The 16,462-nt window shown below is 39.5% G+C and carries 15 protein-coding genes; 5 read left to right on the forward strand and 10 right to left on the reverse strand.

Annotation, left to right across the window (positions count from 1 at the left end; translation table 11 throughout):
- Nucleotides 1-31 precede the first annotated feature (31 nt).
- From pgeF to JW841_13020, 3 genes are all read right to left on the reverse strand, one after another.
- A complete protein-coding gene (pgeF, locus tag JW841_13010; GenBank protein ID MBN1961858.1) occupies nt 32-811 on the reverse strand; it encodes a peptidoglycan editing factor PgeF in 780 nt (259 codons plus the stop codon).
- Between the two features lie 85 nt (nt 812-896).
- Complete coding sequence (locus JW841_13015) at nt 897-1,448, reverse strand: helix-hairpin-helix domain-containing protein (GenBank protein ID MBN1961859.1); 552 nt, start codon at nt 1,446-1,448, stop codon at nt 897-899.
- 24 nt (nt 1,449-1,472) lie between these two features.
- On the reverse strand, nt 1,473-2,825 hold the full coding sequence (locus tag JW841_13020) for an aspartate kinase (GenBank protein ID MBN1961860.1): 1,353 nt from the start codon (nt 2,823-2,825) through the stop codon (nt 1,473-1,475).
- A gap of 216 nt (nt 2,826-3,041) precedes the next feature.
- Here JW841_13020 and JW841_13025 point away from each other — a divergent pair, with 216 nt between their 5' ends.
- Together JW841_13025 and JW841_13030 are read left to right on the forward strand one after the other, a co-directional pair.
- On the forward strand, nt 3,042-4,592 hold the full coding sequence (locus JW841_13025; GenBank protein MBN1961861.1) for a GAF domain-containing protein: 1,551 nt from the start codon (nt 3,042-3,044) through the stop codon (nt 4,590-4,592).
- A gap of 18 nt (nt 4,593-4,610) precedes the next feature.
- Complete coding sequence (locus JW841_13030) at nt 4,611-4,787, forward strand: hypothetical protein (protein ID MBN1961862.1); 177 nt, start codon at nt 4,611-4,613, stop codon at nt 4,785-4,787.
- 14 nt (nt 4,788-4,801) lie between these two features.
- On the opposite strand, the gene JW841_13035 is transcribed toward JW841_13030, so the two are convergent.
- Entirely contained in the window at nt 4,802-6,343 is a 1,542-nt protein-coding gene (locus tag JW841_13035; protein ID MBN1961863.1) for a response regulator, read from the reverse strand.
- Nucleotides 6,344-6,792: 449 nt separating this feature from the next.
- Nucleotides 6,793-7,302 carry a nitroreductase family protein gene (locus JW841_13040; GenBank protein ID MBN1961864.1) on the reverse strand — a complete coding sequence of 170 codons (510 nt, stop codon included), beginning with the start codon at nt 7,300-7,302 and terminating at the stop codon, nt 6,793-6,795.
- 102 nt (nt 7,303-7,404) lie between these two features.
- On the opposite strand from JW841_13040, the gene JW841_13045 reads away from it, so the two are divergent.
- The 3 genes from JW841_13045 (at nt 7,405) to JW841_13055 (ending at nt 9,918) form a co-directional block, all read left to right on the forward strand.
- Nucleotides 7,405-7,749, forward strand: a complete 345-nt coding sequence (locus tag JW841_13045; GenBank protein MBN1961865.1) for a TfoX/Sxy family protein — start codon at nt 7,405-7,407, stop codon at nt 7,747-7,749.
- A complete protein-coding gene (locus tag JW841_13050; GenBank protein MBN1961866.1) occupies nt 7,749-8,627 on the forward strand; it encodes a DJ-1/PfpI family protein in 879 nt (292 codons plus the stop codon). Before JW841_13045 ends, JW841_13050 begins: the two co-directional genes overlap by 1 nt.
- Before the next feature lie 364 nt (nt 8,628-8,991).
- On the forward strand, nt 8,992-9,918 hold the full coding sequence (locus tag JW841_13055; GenBank protein MBN1961867.1) for a hypothetical protein: 927 nt from the start codon (nt 8,992-8,994) through the stop codon (nt 9,916-9,918).
- Between the two features lie 62 nt (nt 9,919-9,980).
- On the opposite strand, the gene hydF is transcribed toward JW841_13055, so the two are convergent.
- The 5 genes from hydF to JW841_13080 all read right to left on the reverse strand — a co-directional run bounded on the left by hydF (nt 9,981) and on the right by JW841_13080 (nt 16,235).
- A complete protein-coding gene (gene hydF, locus JW841_13060) occupies nt 9,981-11,228 on the reverse strand; it encodes a [FeFe] hydrogenase H-cluster maturation GTPase HydF (GenBank protein ID MBN1961868.1) in 1,248 nt (415 codons plus the stop codon).
- Nucleotides 11,229-11,231: 3 nt separating this feature from the next.
- Complete coding sequence (locus JW841_13065; protein MBN1961869.1) at nt 11,232-12,656, reverse strand: aspartate ammonia-lyase; 1,425 nt, start codon at nt 12,654-12,656, stop codon at nt 11,232-11,234.
- A complete protein-coding gene (gene hydG / locus JW841_13070; GenBank protein MBN1961870.1) occupies nt 12,656-14,053 on the reverse strand; it encodes a [FeFe] hydrogenase H-cluster radical SAM maturase HydG in 1,398 nt (465 codons plus the stop codon). The genes JW841_13065 and hydG overlap by 1 nt, the downstream gene beginning before the upstream one ends.
- A 187-nt stretch (nt 14,054-14,240) precedes the next feature.
- Nucleotides 14,241-14,732: a tetratricopeptide repeat protein gene (locus JW841_13075; GenBank protein MBN1961871.1), complete on the reverse strand. Its 492-nt coding sequence runs from the start codon at nt 14,730-14,732 to the stop codon at nt 14,241-14,243.
- A 105-nt stretch (nt 14,733-14,837) separates the two neighbouring features.
- On the reverse strand, nt 14,838-16,235 hold the full coding sequence (locus JW841_13080; protein MBN1961872.1) for a metallophosphoesterase: 1,398 nt from the start codon (nt 16,233-16,235) through the stop codon (nt 14,838-14,840).
- Between the last annotated feature and the right edge of the window lie 227 nt (nt 16,236-16,462).

Here is a 16,462-nt window from a genome sequence, read left to right on the forward strand (position 1 = left end):
TTGGCGTTACGTCAAGAAAACCGCTAAAATGCTAGCTATTGTGTATAGCATAGCGTGGGGAAATTAGGGCGGCTTGACGTCCAGTTGGAGTATTTTCGCCTCGGTGAGAAAAAAAATCATTTGAATTACATTTAGTACAATATTTTAGCTTTTCTATATTACTTGCCACAACTCCTGCCGCTACTAGTGACTGCTCATTTAATATCCACAAATTAGCGACATATCGTTCAAATTGATTAGGGTATAATGCTCCACCATGATTTGGGTAAGCTAAAGCAAGTTCGTTATAGGTGTTCTTGTCAATCTCAAAACAACATGGACCAATCGCTGGCCCAACTGCTACTAATAAATCTGCAGCAGCATAGCCTGCACCAACTAGCTTTTCTACTGCTCGCGCCGCAATGTGTGCACGCGTCCCTCGCCAACCTGCATGAATCGCAGCAACAGCAGAACCATCTGAAGTAGAAATTAAAATTGGAACACAGTCTGCGGTAAAAACGGCTAAGGTAACTTGACGATCACGAGTCCACAAACCGTCAGCTTCGATTACCCGGCTAGCAGCATGCATTACCTCAAATACCGCATTTCCGTGTACTTGCTTAGGGAATATTAAAGTAGATTGCGAGCACCCTAATTCCTTCAATACTTGTTGGCGATTTGCTTTTACATGTTCAATCTTATCACCAACACGTGAGCTAAAATTCAAACTAGCGTATGGCTTTTGCGAAAAGCCACCATTACGTGTAGTAAATCCATGCGCGACATTGGCAACTTTAGTAAGCAAAGATGAACGAATTATTTTTATACCCACTGTTTGTCTCAATAATGGTTAGCTCACACTTAAATAGCGCATAAGTACCGCAGCGTCTATGTACTTAGACAATAAAGAAGCCTATTTAATTATATTTTCCATTTATTTTTGTAACTTCAATTTGATTGGATAGTTGTTTTATTTTTTGCGATCCAATACCACGTACACGACTTAAATCATTTATTGACAAAAACGGACCACCATCATTTCGCTCGTCAATAATTGCTTGAGCAAGCTTTGGACCGATACCATTTAATAATTCAAGTTCACTCTTGCTAGCTTGGTTTAGTTTAAGTTTTAAACCTGCAGCCAATCGCATATGACCCGACATATTGCCTGTTATTTTGCAAGTTCCATTATTAATTCTAACTCTTGCTCCAGCATATAAATTTTTGCATGGATAAAATTTTATACTGTTAATACAACTTAATAAATTACCCATGACTGCTTCAATTTCAACTGGAGTGTTACAAAAGTTCGAAGTTAGTATCTGTTCTTTAGGTATTGCTTTGATTGTAAAGTTGTAGAACACAACTAGGGTCAGCAATATAAAAATAAACGCAACTCCAATGGCAATATTTGGTTTGAGATCATTTGCAAAATAATTGCTGACAATTACTTTTTGTTTTTCTTTCATTACCTCCCCCTTAAAAAAAATGTGCTACTTTTTCTTTTTTACTTGCTTGCTTTGGGTTTTAACTACAGCAGGTTTTTTCGCTTTGGCTTTGGCTTTAGTTTTTCCCTTGGACTTAACTTTTGTTTCTACCTCTGCAGGAGTAATAAGTCGTTGTGATGGTTTAGCACGATCAAGTTCGAAAGCTTCGTGTAAAACACGTACTGCGTCAGCCATCTGTTCTCGTTGTATGACACAAGTAACTTTTATTTCACTAGTAGTGATAATTTCTATATTGATGCCGGCTGAAGCTAAAGTTTCAAACATTTGGGCTGCAACACCAGGGTGAGAACGCATTCCCACACCTACAATTGACACCTTACCAACTTTATTATCGATATCAATAACACCACCACCAATTTCTTCAGTTACACGCCGTAAAATATCTTCAGCGGCTGCTCCATCAGCACGAGAAACTGTAAAACTGACATCGGTTTTTCCTTCTTTTGAAATATTTTGAACAATCACATCGACATTAATATGAGCTGCTGCCAATGGGGAGAAAATACGTGACGCGACACCAGGCTGATCTGGAACATTGCGTACCGTTAATTTAACTTCATCTTTGCTGTGCGATATCCCACATACAGCCAAATGTTCAATATGTTTGTCTTCTTCTTTAACTAGCGTGCCTTCGTCATTGCTAAAAGTTGAACGAACACGCAAAGGAATCTTGTGATTCATAGCTAACTCCACGCTGCGAATTTGCAGTACTTTCGACCCCTGCGATGCCATTTCCATCATTTCTTCAAATGAAATTTCATTGAGTTTACGAGCCGTTTTGCAAATATTGGGATCGGCAGTATAAACCCCTAAAACATCGGTGCAAATTTGACATTCATCGGCTTTCAGAGCGGCTGCTAAAGCCACCCCACTCGTGTCACCTCCACCACGACCAAGAGTTGTTAAATTACCTTCGTCATCAATACCTTGAAAACCTGTCGCCACAACTATGGCGCCGCTATTTAAAGCTTCATCAATTGCCTTACGGTCGATACTTCTGATGCGAGCACGAGAAAAAACACCATCAGTACGAAGTTTCATCTGCTGTGCTGTTAGTGATATTGCTGATACACCAAGATTTTTAAGTGCAATGGCTAATAAAGCCGCTGAAGCTTGCTCACCTGTAGCTAGTAACTGATCCAATTCACGCAAATCTGGTCTATCGCTGATACCATTGGCAAGACCTATTAAACGATCGGTTTCGCCCTGCATTGCAGAAACAACCACAACCAAATGAATGTCATCTGCTTTAGAATCAATAATACGCTGGGCAACTTTGCCAATTTTTTCTAATGTTCCTACCGAACTTCCGCCGTATTTTTGAACAATTAGCCTCATACTTCGCTCTTTTTTTTAAGTACCTTAATTTTTTATTCAGATACCACCCTTTTTTTAAGCCTTGCTTTGCCTCTACTTCTGGTCCGCCGTCAAGAGGACAACAAATGAATTGCATAGTTTAGCTAATAGTTACTGGCTGAAAAGTCGTAACAGAGTTACTCTTAAATTATGTCGCGTCAGACTAGATCAGGCACAAAAATAAAATCAAAAACCAACATGCAAAGCCCAGTTACCCCCAAAAAAAACAGTGCAAAACGAAAAAACAATAATCTTAGCAAAATAAGCGTAGATGAATCCCAACGACTGCGTACACGCGTAGCTAAGCTTGAAAGCCTATTAGATGTAGCAAAAGCCATGACCGCTGAGCGCAATCTTGACGCACTGCTGCATATAATCCTTAGCGCTGCTGTACGAGTGGTTGATGCTGATCGCTGTACTTTATGGATTGTCGATCGTAAACGTAATGAACTTTGGACCAAAGTTGCACATGGCTTAGCTGACGGCGCTTGCATTAGAGTGCCAATTGGGGTCGGTATAGCCGGGCAAGTCGCACAAACAGCAAAGTTAATAAATATTCCTGATGCCTATGCCGATGAGCGTTTTAATCGAGAAGTAGATAAAAATACCGGCTATCTCACCCGAAATTTGTTAGGCGTACCTATGTATTGCACAACCGGTGAAGTTACCGGCGTCTTGCAAGCGCTAAATAAAAAAGACGGACCTTTCACTTCTGAAGATGAAGATCTGCTTATTGCGCTTGGTTCTAATGCCGCTGCCGCTATTGAAAATGCTTTATTATATGAAGATATTGATCGACTATTTGAAGGATTTGTCAAAGCCTCAGTGGTGGCTATCGAAAGCCGAGATCCCACTACTTCTGGTCACTCTGAGCGTGTAGCAAAACTTACTGTTGCCATTGCTGAAAATGTAGATCGTGTAACTATAGGTACTTATGCCGCTTTGCGCTTCAGTAGAGAGCAAATACGCGAACTACGCTATGCGGCACTACTTCATGATTTTGGTAAAGTTGGCGTACGTGAAAATGTTCTTACAAAAGCTGATAAATTATTTGATAGCGAGTTATCTATAATTGAAACACGCTTTTTTGCGTTGCTAGCACAGCGTGAAAATCAATACTTAAAATCTTTAATTGTTTCTTTGCAAAATGGCGCCTCAATACCTGAAAACGCCCTTATTCATCTCAATACTGAGATGAAAAAAATAAAAGATTTGTTAGATTTTATTCGTCAATGTAATAAGCCGACCGTTTTAGCTGCCGGAAGTTTTGAAAAACTAAATGAAATTGCGGCAATAACTTATACTGATATTCAAAATCAAACCAAGCCCTTATTATTAGCAAATGAATTAGAACGATTATCAATTCCCAAAGGTTCATTAGATGCTAATGAGCGTCATGAAATAGAATCGCACGTTACTCATACTTTTCGTTTTCTATCCCTAATTCCTTGGACACGAAGCTTGCACGATGTTCCCCAAATAGCTTATGCGCATCATGAAGCATTAGATGGTACCGGATATCCACGACATCTCGAAGCTTCAAATATACCTATTCAATCCCGCATAATGTCTATTGCAGATATCTATGATGCACTGACTGCTAGCGATCGCCCCTACAAAAAAGCTGTATCTCATGAGTTGGCGTTAAACATTATTTCGAGTGATGCAAAAAAAGGGAAACTTGATCAAGATCTATTTGATATATTTGTATCTATCGGTTTATCATGCGATAATATCGCTTTAATTTAAAATGCCAATGGCGATAGCATGACGCAACTCATACTTACCACCCCTAAAAACCTATTTAATGAAGAACTGTTAGCACGTCGTCTTGCGATTGCTTCATTAGTAATTCTTGAAGCTACCGGCGCCAAACAAGCTCGTATTGATGCATCGCGACCTGACGATTTACATGTCTGCTTTAACGTTTCATGGAGTAGCTAAAAAATGCAACATTGTTACTCAGGAACAGGCAGCCCTTTTAACCTTCGTTGATTACGAAAGTCATCGATCACACTTAAAAATGCTTTTACTACTTGGGGATCAAATTGACGGCCACTACATCTTTTAAATTCAGCAACTGCAATATCGTGAGGTAGAGCTTTACGATATGGGCGATTAGAAGTCATCGCGTCATAACTATCAGCTACTGCAAGAATACGCGCTTCAAGTGGAATAGCTGTACCTGCAAGACCTTCTGGGTAGCCTGAACCATCCCAAGCTTCATGATGATAGTACACACATGCGACAAGATGGTTTAAAAAAGATATTGGTTCAATAATGCGTTTGCCTTGAACAGGATGAGACTTGAACATTAAATATTCAGCTGGTGTTAACTTCTGCGGCTTATTCAAATCAACTGAACGAATGCCAATTTTGCCAACGTCATGTAGCAAACCACCATGCTGTAGCTTATCAACCTCAATTATGGGTAAATTCATAGATTTAGCGATCATACGCGCATACATTGCTACACGATCAGAATGGCCATGAGTATAGGTGTCTTTAGCTTCTAACGCGCGAGCAAAGCTTTCAATGGTTTGGGTAAAAGTTTCTTGCAGATTTTTATAGATACGTGCGGTTTCAATGGCATTTGCAGCTCGACCACCAAAAATAGATAAGCCTTTACGCTGACCTTCTGTAAAACGATGTTCGCGTCTGGTTGAAATAACACTCACTAATCCAAAGGTAGCACCACGAATTTTTAAAGGTGCTGCCATAAAACTGTGAATTGCATAATTACTATTCTCATGTTCTTCAATCCAATTGCAGACATCATTACCATGAGCGATTATTGCATCTCCATTAATCAAACGTTCAAGAATTATTGGTGTTTTAATGTCTATCTGACTTTTACCGCCAACTATTGGGCTAATATAATTTCTGGGATTCTGTGGATCTTCTATGATTATGGCAACGCCATCAGCATCAAAATTCTTGCCAACTAAATCTATGATTAGCTTAAGTTGGTCATCAAGCGGCATTGCGCTTGATAATGCTTCACTTAATTCATAACTGCCTATAGTCTCTTTAAGTGCAACATTTTCCCGGGTTAATTTTAGTTTTTCTAAGCCACGACGTAAAACCCTAACCACGTCTTCGGGTTTAAAAGGTTTAAGAATATAGTCGAAAGCACCATGCTTCATGGCATCAATAGCACTTTCAACTGTACCAAAACCAGTCATGATTACTGTTACTAAATCACTAAAATCAATATCAATACGGCGCATTAGCTCTAGCCCACCCATACCGGGCATTTTCAAATCAGTAAGCACAAGTTCGTAAAAAGGATCGTTATGCAATATTTCAAGAGCTTTTTCGCCACTACCAGCGACTGATACATCAAAACCTTCAAAGGTAAGAAAATCACGCAGAACTTCGCATATTACAGCTTCATCATCTACGACCAATATACGTGGTCGTTCTTCAAAACGATGGTTTGAGGCTAGTGCCGTTTGCACATCAACTCCATAGAACGAGCCCTTATCTTGTTGACCCATTCCATAATACGGCTCCCAACCCCCCCAAGCTATTAAACCAATCTAATAATACGTCTCAAAAAAATGAGACCATTATCTTTTACCTAATAATTATATTAGATGTCCAAGATAGCCTCAATCTTTGAGTTAACATATCAGGGGTGTCCCTAAATGTCTCCCGTCGATCTTCACGAAATCCGCTACTTACGACCGCGTGCTTAAGCAAAATCCTGCCTGCGACTTGCCACTAGCATGCCTTTTGCATGATTTTGCTTAAGCACGCGGCCATCATTTACGCGGCTTTCGTGAATCTCTTAAGTCCAACATTTAAAGACACCCCTTATTTTTATTTATGTTTTTACTCATTACAAAGATCGTAATTTTGCGCTTTTAAAAAAATACTAAACCCAGTGTGCATCAAAATTATTAAATTATTTTTATAATTTTTTTTAGGAGCCATTTTTTTTTCTTTACCAATATTCATAGCTAATCAATTGACTTAGTTTTTTACGTAATTTTGGTCGTGATTGATCATTAGCATAGCCAAGCGGAGTAAACGCAATTGGTTCAACTCCGTCAGGTAACTTTAACACTTCTTTGGCTGCATCATTCTTAAAAGCCCCAATCCAGCAGGTACCCAAACCTTCAGCCGTAGCTGCTAAAATTAAATGGTCCATCGCAATGGTCACATCGACATCGTTATAATTTTTACCATCGCTACGCCTCCAATTATCATTCGGTACCCCACAAGCAGCAACTATAATTGGTGCTTGCATCAACCACGATTGATGGAAGATACGTGCCAACTCTTGCTCGCGACCTTGGGTATATATAACAATAAAACGAAAAGCTTGTTGATTTTTAGCGCTTGGCGCTAGTCGAACTGCCTCTAAAATACGTTCAAGTTTATCTGGTGCAACTTCATCAGGTTTATAAGCACGCACACTGTAACGAGATTGTACTAATTTTAAAAAATCAATCATGTTTTTCTCTAGTTGGTTATTACTTTTTTCTAATTTATGTATTTTTCACTCAACTTTGTTATATAGGTCAATTACTTATTTTTATTACGAGTTAAGCATATGGCTACCAATCAAAGTACTATCGATTTTTTACTTGATCAACTATCCCAACTTCTTGGGGTTAAAACGCGTAAGATGTTTGGTGAATATGCACTTTACTATCAAGATAAAGTCGTAGCATTAGTTTGTGATAATCAACTTTTTGTAAAAATTACCCCAGACGGCAAAAAACTTTTAGGCAAATTTTATCAAGAAGGCAAAGCTTATAAAGGGGCTAAATCATCAATGCTTATCGGCTCAGAACTAATAGAAGACCATGAACAACTTTGTGAGCTTATTCGCATTACCGCAGCGGCTTTACCAAAACCCCAGCCGAAAAAGTTGCGCAAGAAGAAAGGCAAATAATGGATAACGACAGCGCTCACGCTGCTAAAAGTTACGAACAAGAAATTATTCGCACTATTCCCTTTCATGCTGAGTTGTATAACCAAGCTATTGACCTTGTGAAGGCAATTAAACCCACACCACGGCGCTGGCTTGATACTGGTTGCGGGCCGGGAATTTTTGTAGAGCAAACGATGCAAACATTTGCTGCAACTGAATATGTCTTAGCTGATCCTTCGGTAGCGATGCTTAATTTAGCTCGTGAGCGTTTTACTGCCCATGCAAATATTTCATTTGTAAATGCTGGCTCATGCGATTTACCTCGTCTTGAGTCTTTTGATGTTATCACTGCCATACTTTGTCACCATTATGGCTCTATTGATGATCGCAAGAAATGTCTAAATCGTTGTCGTGAACTTATAGGGCTAGGCGGTATATTATTAGTCTTTGAGAATGTGCGTGCTGAAACTGATAATGGCAATAAAATACAACGCCAACGCTGGGGAGCGTGGCAACGAGATCATGGTCGTGCTCCTGCTGCTGTTGAAAAAACGCTAAATCAAATAGAAGTAAATGATTATGATGCAGTTATGTTTGTTGGTGGCCCAGGGTGTCGGCAATATTTTGAAGATGCAAAAGCACACCAAATAGCAAATGCTTTTCAACAAGCAGGCAAACTATTAACTGCTATTTGCAGTGCCCCGGTAACTTTAGCTAGAGCGGGATTACTGCATAATAAAAATGCCACGGTTTTTCCATCCGACAGCGATGAATTAGTCAAAGGCGGAGCAAATTATCACAATGAAGCCGTTGTAGTTGATGGCAATTTAATTACCGGTAATGGTCCACAAGCCGCTGAAGCTTTTGCTAATCAAGTCATCGCAGTGCTAAATAAATAACAGAATAAAGCACATGAATCACTCCATATCTTATTATTAACTGATAGTTCTGAACTTCGTTTGCCTTCTATAACTTATTAGGATTAATAATATTTTTAATACAAAATTAGGTTATACCAGTTATTCAACTTATAGCTTATTTACAATTAGAGCGCTACTGTAAATTTATACGTTAACTTTAAAGTATTATATTCTTTGTAAAAGAGATAATAATTTATACGATCTTTGTACCTTTTTTAGATTGCAAAACAAAAAAAATACCCAGTAATAGTCATAAAATCCACACCTTTTTTATTACACTGACGATATAAACCAGATAAGTCACAATGTGACATGTACTCCAGATATATTTTTAGGAGTTATTATGATTAAGAAATCTGGCGAAAGAACCGAAGCATTAGAAGTAATATATCAATCGATTAATAATATAAATTACTTAACAGATTGGAATGTCACTCCTTTAAAAGCTTATGACATAAAACCAACCAATGATAATGTATATTCAATTACATCTGATAAACTAGATAAAAAAAATGCTCGTAAAGCGTTTGTTAAATATGAAGCAAAATATACTACCAAAATGTCCAGTACTATTTATCTTTTTGGCAATCGTATAGTTGGAAAAGACGATGCAAGTGGTGTTGGCCCTTTTGTTCTTAAGAAGGTCGACTATCTTACCGATTATCAAGGCCAACAAGTTCGTCTTATAGAGGGAACTCCATCTAAGTTTACTAAATCTGCTAGGGTTGCTGAATCTACCATGGCAACAAAACCAGATGGTTCATTAAATATTGGCGATATAATTGAAATAAATATTGATAACAATGTAAATAGTCCTTCTGAATCATCCGCTTCATCAACAGATGCACTTGACGAGGATACATTATTTTATATCGATGATGGACTTGCTAGCCAAAAGCAAGTGCCACAAAGTTATGTTCTTTGCCTAGATAGTATTAAACATAACAATGAAGAGCCGGTAATTGTATTAGTGGCGACTGATGCCATTAAAAATAGTATAGGATATGGTATAGTAACATCTGATAAAGACTATGCTAAAAATCTAAATAATCATGCCCCATATCATGGGTTAAAATTTAAAAAAGCCCAAAATGGCACCTGGATTTTTCTTTACCCAAGATCAAGAGCCGATCTTGGTATTGAAGCTGCAAATTTTCTTAACGGACTTGAAAAAAAATATACTTACGAACTTAAAGAAGCCGCAGCTGGTAAAAAAGAAATATTTTACCCACCAGCGTTAATAATAACATCAGATCCAGAAAATGAATAATTCGTGTTATCGTTTTTAAACATATAAAAATCCGACGTCTTGGTTTATTAAAATAAATATATTTAGTATATTTTGTCAATAGCTTTTTGCATCTCATATACTGCCAACGCTGCCGGAAATGGCTTTAAAGCGCGCTCAAAAATCCCTAAGCTATAAGCAATAACTAATCCATAGTTAGTAATGGGTATGTTTGCCGCTTGGCAGCGTGCGATACGCGTTAGCATGGCGCGGCGATTAAAGGTACAGGCACCGCAATGAATCACCAGTTTATAGGGTGATAAATCATCGGGGAAATCATGACCCTGCACATGAACAAATTCTAGCTTACCGCCTACGTATTGCATTAACCAGCGTGGTATTTTTACGCGACCGATATCTTCGCCAATGGGGTGATGGCTACAGGCTTCGGCAATTAATATGCGATCACCCGTGTGCAAATTCTCAATTGCCATCGTACCTTTTACTTGGCTGACTAAATTGCCTTTAAAGCGCGAAAATAAAATTGAAAAACTGGTTAAAGGCACTTCTGGTGGCGTATCAGCAGTAACTTTTAAAAAGGCTTGCGAATCAGTAACCACTAACTTTGGTGGGCGTTGCAAATTGCTCAGTGCATGTTGTAGCTCACGCTCTTTAACCACTAGCGCCATGGCATCGCTATCGAGTAAATCTCTGATCGACTGCACTTGTGGCAAAATCAAGCGCCCCTTGGGGGCTTCTTTATCAATTGGTACTACTAAAACCGCAAGCTCACCCGGGCCGACGAGATCACCCAAAATCGCTGGGTTATCAATAAAATCAGGAGGGGCATTAGCCAGCAATGCTTCGTGCACAGCCAACACTCCCTCACCTTTAGCCGCTACCGTCTCAACGCAAGTAATATCAAGTTTTTGCAAATGTTCACGAGCTGCTGCAGAAGGTTTGCTGATATCAGTTTTGTTTTGTACTACGATAAGTGGCACTTTACGGCTTTGCAGTTCAGCAACGATTTGCTCTTCAAACGGTCCCCAAATATCAGCTTCGGTTACAATGACCCCAAGATCAGTACGATCAAAAACCTGCCTGGTCTTTTTGATGCGCAGCTCACCCAAAGCGCCTTCATCGTCAATACCAGCAGTATCAATAAATACTACCGGCCCGAATGGTAAAAGCTCCATCGGTTTTTCAACTGGATCAGTGGTGGTGCCGGCATGGGCTGAAACAATCGCAACTTCTTGACGGGTTATGGCATTAAGCAAACTTGATTTGCCAACATTACGCCGTCCAAATAAACCTATGTGCAACCGCATACTCTTAGGAGTAGTGCTAGACATCTATCATTCTTTCTTATTTACAACTTCTTTATGCCCTAAACGACATACCGCCTCAGGGCTTAGCAACTCATCAAGTTGTTCTTTGGTTAACAAACCTTGTTCAATCACTATTTCACGAACACGACGTCCGCTTTTACGGGCTTTAATCGCAACATTACTGGCTTGCTCATAACCCAGCGTCGCCACTAATGCCGTTAACATAGCGGTACTATTCTCAATATCTTTTTTACACCGCTCTTCGTCAGCCACAATACCAGTCACACAATGCGTACCAAGAATATCACAGGCTGCCGCTAAACCCTCGCAGCTTTCTAGCAGGGCTGATGCAACTAAGGGCAAAAACGGGTTGAGTTCTAAATTACCATGCGCGCATGCTATGCTAATGGACATATCATTTGCCATAACCTGCATAGCCATTTGGCTAACTGCCTCAGGAATCACCGGATTAACTTTACCTGGCATTAATGATGAGCCTGCTTGACATTCGGGCAAGTGAATTTCACCAAATCCGGTTTGCGGCCCTGAAGATAGAATGCGCAAATCAGAACAAATTTTAAATAATGTGGTAGCGCAGGTTTTTAACATGCCACTGACTTCAACAAACACATCAGCATTTTGCGTAGCATCAACTAAATTCTCAGCTCGTGCAAATCCCACACCAGTCTCTTCGCGTAAAAAATCAACTACCCGAAAAATGTATTCCCGTGGTGCTGCTAAACCAGTACCAATTGCAGTACCGCCGAGATTAACCACCCGCAGGCGTTCTTCGCACTTATATAAACGCCAACGATCACGACTTAGGGCCTCGGCATAAGCTCCCATTTCGCGCCCAAGAGTTATAAGCGCCGCATCTTGCAGTTCAGTACGACCGATTTTAACGACATGGGCATAACGTTTTTCTTGCGCTTGAAAAGCCTCTTGCAAAGCAATAATTTTATTTTCAAGTTGACGCAGTAATAATATCGCCGCAAGTTTAAGAGCGGTTGGAAAAGTATCGTTAGTAGATTGATGTAAATTTATATCATCTAAGGGTGAGACGCGTTGATAATTGCCCAGCGGCTCTTGCAATATTTCTAAAGCGCGGTTAGCTATGACTTCATTGACATTCATATTGGTACTAGTGCCAGCACCGCCTTGCAGTTTATCGAGTATAAAATATTCATCAAGACTGCCTACAGCTAACTCACGACTTGCACGCTCAATAGCATCAGCCTTAGTGGCATCATCTGCCCAAACACCTATAGAACGATTAGCACGGGTGCAGGCAAGTTTTACTAAGCCATACGCATGGATCAACGATCTATGTACAGGTTGACCGGTTAGGGCAAAGTTTTTAAGTGCTCTTTGGGTATGAGCACCATAAAGAACATGAGACGGTACTTCGATCTCGCCCAATAAATCACATTCTTTACGATAGTTAAAACTCACTAAACAAACTCATCACGCTTTCCTGAGCGTACCGCCTCTAGTAAGCGCGTAGATATTGCGCGTTGTTGCGCATCCATGCGTTCTAACGATGCCGCGATATGCTTCTCACCCTCATTTTGCATTACTGTATCACCATAGTCGAGTAAATATTCAAGATAGGTCGACAAGGCATTAGGGTCACAGTGATTTTTTATTTCACCGGGTTTTGCCATATCCATAAAATCTCTACCGGTGCGTCCTAAACGATAGCAAGCCGTACAAAATGAAGGCGTAAAACCCATTTTAGTAACATCTTGTATTACTTCAGCCATTGAACGATGATCACCTAATTGAAATTGTGCTGCTTGCTCTTGACGTTGCTCGCTATAGCCTGCCGGGTTGGTGCGACTACCAGCAGAAATTTGCGAAACGCCTAATGCAAAAGTTGTACGCCGTATTTCAGGGCTTTCACGTGTCGACATGATAATGCCGGTGTATGGTACAGCAATGCGCAAAATGGCCACCAGTTTGCAAAAATCAAGATCTGACAAAGCATATGGCGGCTTGGCAGCAATCTCTGAACCCACTGCTGGCTCAAGCCGCGGTACACTGATTGTATGAGGACCAACACCAAAACGCTCTTCAAGATGCGCGATGTGCTGTAACATGGCTAATACTTCAAAACGCCAATCATAAAGACCTAACAATGGTCCTATACCAACATCATTAATACCCGCTTGCATGGCACGATCCATTGCAAATAAGCGCCAATCGTAATCACGTTTTTTACCAGCAGTATGAACCTGACTATAAGTTTTGCGATGATAGGTTTCTTGAAATACTTGATAAGTACCAATGTTTACGGCTTTTAACTCGCGAAATTTTTCAATGCTAAGCGGAGCAACATTAACATTTATGCGTCTAATTTCACCGCGGTTACTTTTTACTTCATAAATAGTTTTTACTGCTTTTAATACATATTCAAAACCCTCACTGGGAGACGACTCGCCTGCAACCAGTAATACCCGTTTATGACCTTGATTTATTAACACACGAACTTCAGCGGCAATTTCTTCTTGCGTTAATGCACGACGCATCAACTCGCGATTGCTAGCGCGAAAAGCACAGTAAGTGCACTCATTGCCACAAAGATTAGAGATGTAAAGTGGAGCAAATAATACTAATCGCGGGCCGTAAATCTCAGTTTTAACGCGTTTTGCGGTATTAAAAAGTTCTGAGATTAATTCGCGATCGCAAAGCTGTGATAATATGGCTACCTCATTAGCGTTTATCCCTTTAAGTTCTATAGCTTTCGCAAAAATTTCGCGTACTTGTGATGATGATGGGGCGGGTTTATTAGTAAGTGCCTCCTCAATTTTTCTTTCATCAATAAATGGTGTATCTACTTCATGATTCATCTATTAATTCTCCACTAACGCTACTCAAACTAAGATGTTCGTAGCGCCCTATAGCGCTATTTATCAATTCCTGCATTATCACTTAGTGATAAATTAATATAATATAAACATTCACAATACGATGGCGCTAGCTTTGTATGGGAATTATTTAACAATTACGCGATAGTTTAGATTAATATTTGATAATCTAATGCTCACTTTGCTGATGAATACTCAGTAGTAACTGTGAGCGTTGCACCCAAGGCATAAATTGCGGATATTCTGAGCCAATTTCTAAGACTTTATGCAAATCAATCAAACCTGCTTCAATATTGCCGGATAAAATATTTGATTCACCGCGATAAACATAGCTAACCACATCAGTCTCATCATTGGCGATAGCCATGTCATAGGCAGCAATAGCCTCAACATAGTCTTTCATTTGTTGGTTTACCGCACCAAGCGCACGCCAATAATGTGGGGTATAAGGTGCATAAGCTGTCAAACCGGTAAAAATATCTTTGGCGGCATCATATTTGCCGTAAGTGAAAAAGTTATAACCAAGGGCATAAATAGTCTCCATTTCATCATCGCTTATGCCCTCAAGCTCTTGCAGGGTGATCAACCCATTCATAAACCCATGAATCATAAATTCGAGATATTGGGCGGCAGTATTCTCGATTTCGATATATTGGCTCATAGGCAGAATATAAACGAGGTTGACGAATGTGCCAAGTGGGGGCAATCGATAAATAAACCCTAATGAGGGCTTTTCATGTTGTAAGCGTCACCATAAATACCTTGGTTATTCTATAAATTGTGATGATATTTGCCCATTATTGTAAATAAATACTTCGGCATTAACTTTGTCGCCATGTAATAACCATCCACCACTGTTCACGCATTTAAGTTCGCTGCCCGTAATATGATTAGCCAAAAGAGTAGGGTTGGACCATGGAATGGGAGCATGCGTATGACCAAAAACCAGAGTATTGGGGATTGGTATTTTATTGTCACAATATAAAGGCAAGCTGTTGATATGGTTAAGTTGTTGTATAGAGGAGAGAAAAAATTTACCAATCCGCTTTTGTACATCTTTTTGGGCAAGAAAATTATTTATTGTTTTAGGGTTTTCAATTTTAGCGATTTTTTTTAAGAACCAATTTTTAGTAAATTTAAACAAAATTTTCAGTATAATTGCCGCTATTAAACCGAAATTTAATATATCAATTAAAACACCAGGTAGGCGCTTATAATATTTGCGAACCCGTTTTAAGTCTTTAGTGCTTTTAGCATTTTCTATTTCTTGTTGCACGGTTTGAAAGATGTAGGTTAGCGGGCCAGCTTGACCAACTCCCGAGCACATAAATTGATTGATAGAAAAATTCATTGCCATCATTGAATCAAGAGGCGCAAATAGACCATATTGGGGATCACAAACTACATTGGTTGGGGTTTTAACTATACTGGCATTATTAAGATCATCTTGAGTTAAAGCTATTGCTAACTCGCCTTCAATAGCCCAGGTGATTTGAAAATAATCTCCATGAGTAAACAAAATGCAGTCACCATTTTTTGTAACTAAGTAGAAGTTAGGATTAGCCACAAAAAATCTGGGCCGATCTTGATTGAAGGTTGGCTTAAAATCATCGTTTATCGGTGAAGAGAAAAACAGGCGGTCGAGAAATATACCATCACGGTTTTCACGAGATTTTTCGTAAACTACATCGATTAGTTCATCATGCGCTGAAATTAACCAAAGGTCTTTAGTTTTTGAATTAGGTCGTTCATCAATTATTGCTGCAACTGAATGTCTGAGTGGCTGTGGGGGTAAACACTTGCGTATTCGTTTTACAATACAAATTTCATATTGTAACAAGTGCCACATATCTCGGTCATGATTGCCGGCGAGGTAAATAATATCTGCTGCCAATTTATCTTTTACAATAGCAGCGAAAAATACCTTTGCGGCATTATAGGCAGTCTCATAATGTTGTATGGCAAAGTCGAAAATATCCCCCAATAAAACTAAGTAATCATTTGCAGCAGTTGCAGTATCGCTAATTTGCACTCCCGCAAGGCAAGCATCACGCAACTTTATATATTTGTCGCTTAGTACAAACTCACCAGAGGCGGGATCACGTTTGACTATACCGCATCGAGGATCACCTAAATGTAGATCAGAAATACAAACGATGCGCATGATCGCAATAATATATTAGTTTTACAAATTGCCTGCAACTTGCTTAACGGACATGGCTGCATTTTGCGTGCGTTTGCCTGATTTTAGTGTCTGGTACCAGTTGGGCTAGATAATTTTTTGTCTTTATGAGTATATTTGCAACTGTTACAAGTATTTATAGATGTCCGCTTCATTAGCACGGGTAGATGTCCGCGTGTTTGAAAACCTGTTATTGTCAAACGGGTCGT

It is taken from the genome of Deltaproteobacteria bacterium (assembly GCA_016931625.1).
Taxonomy (GTDB): domain Bacteria; phylum Myxococcota; class XYA12-FULL-58-9; order XYA12-FULL-58-9; family JAFGEK01; genus JAFGEK01.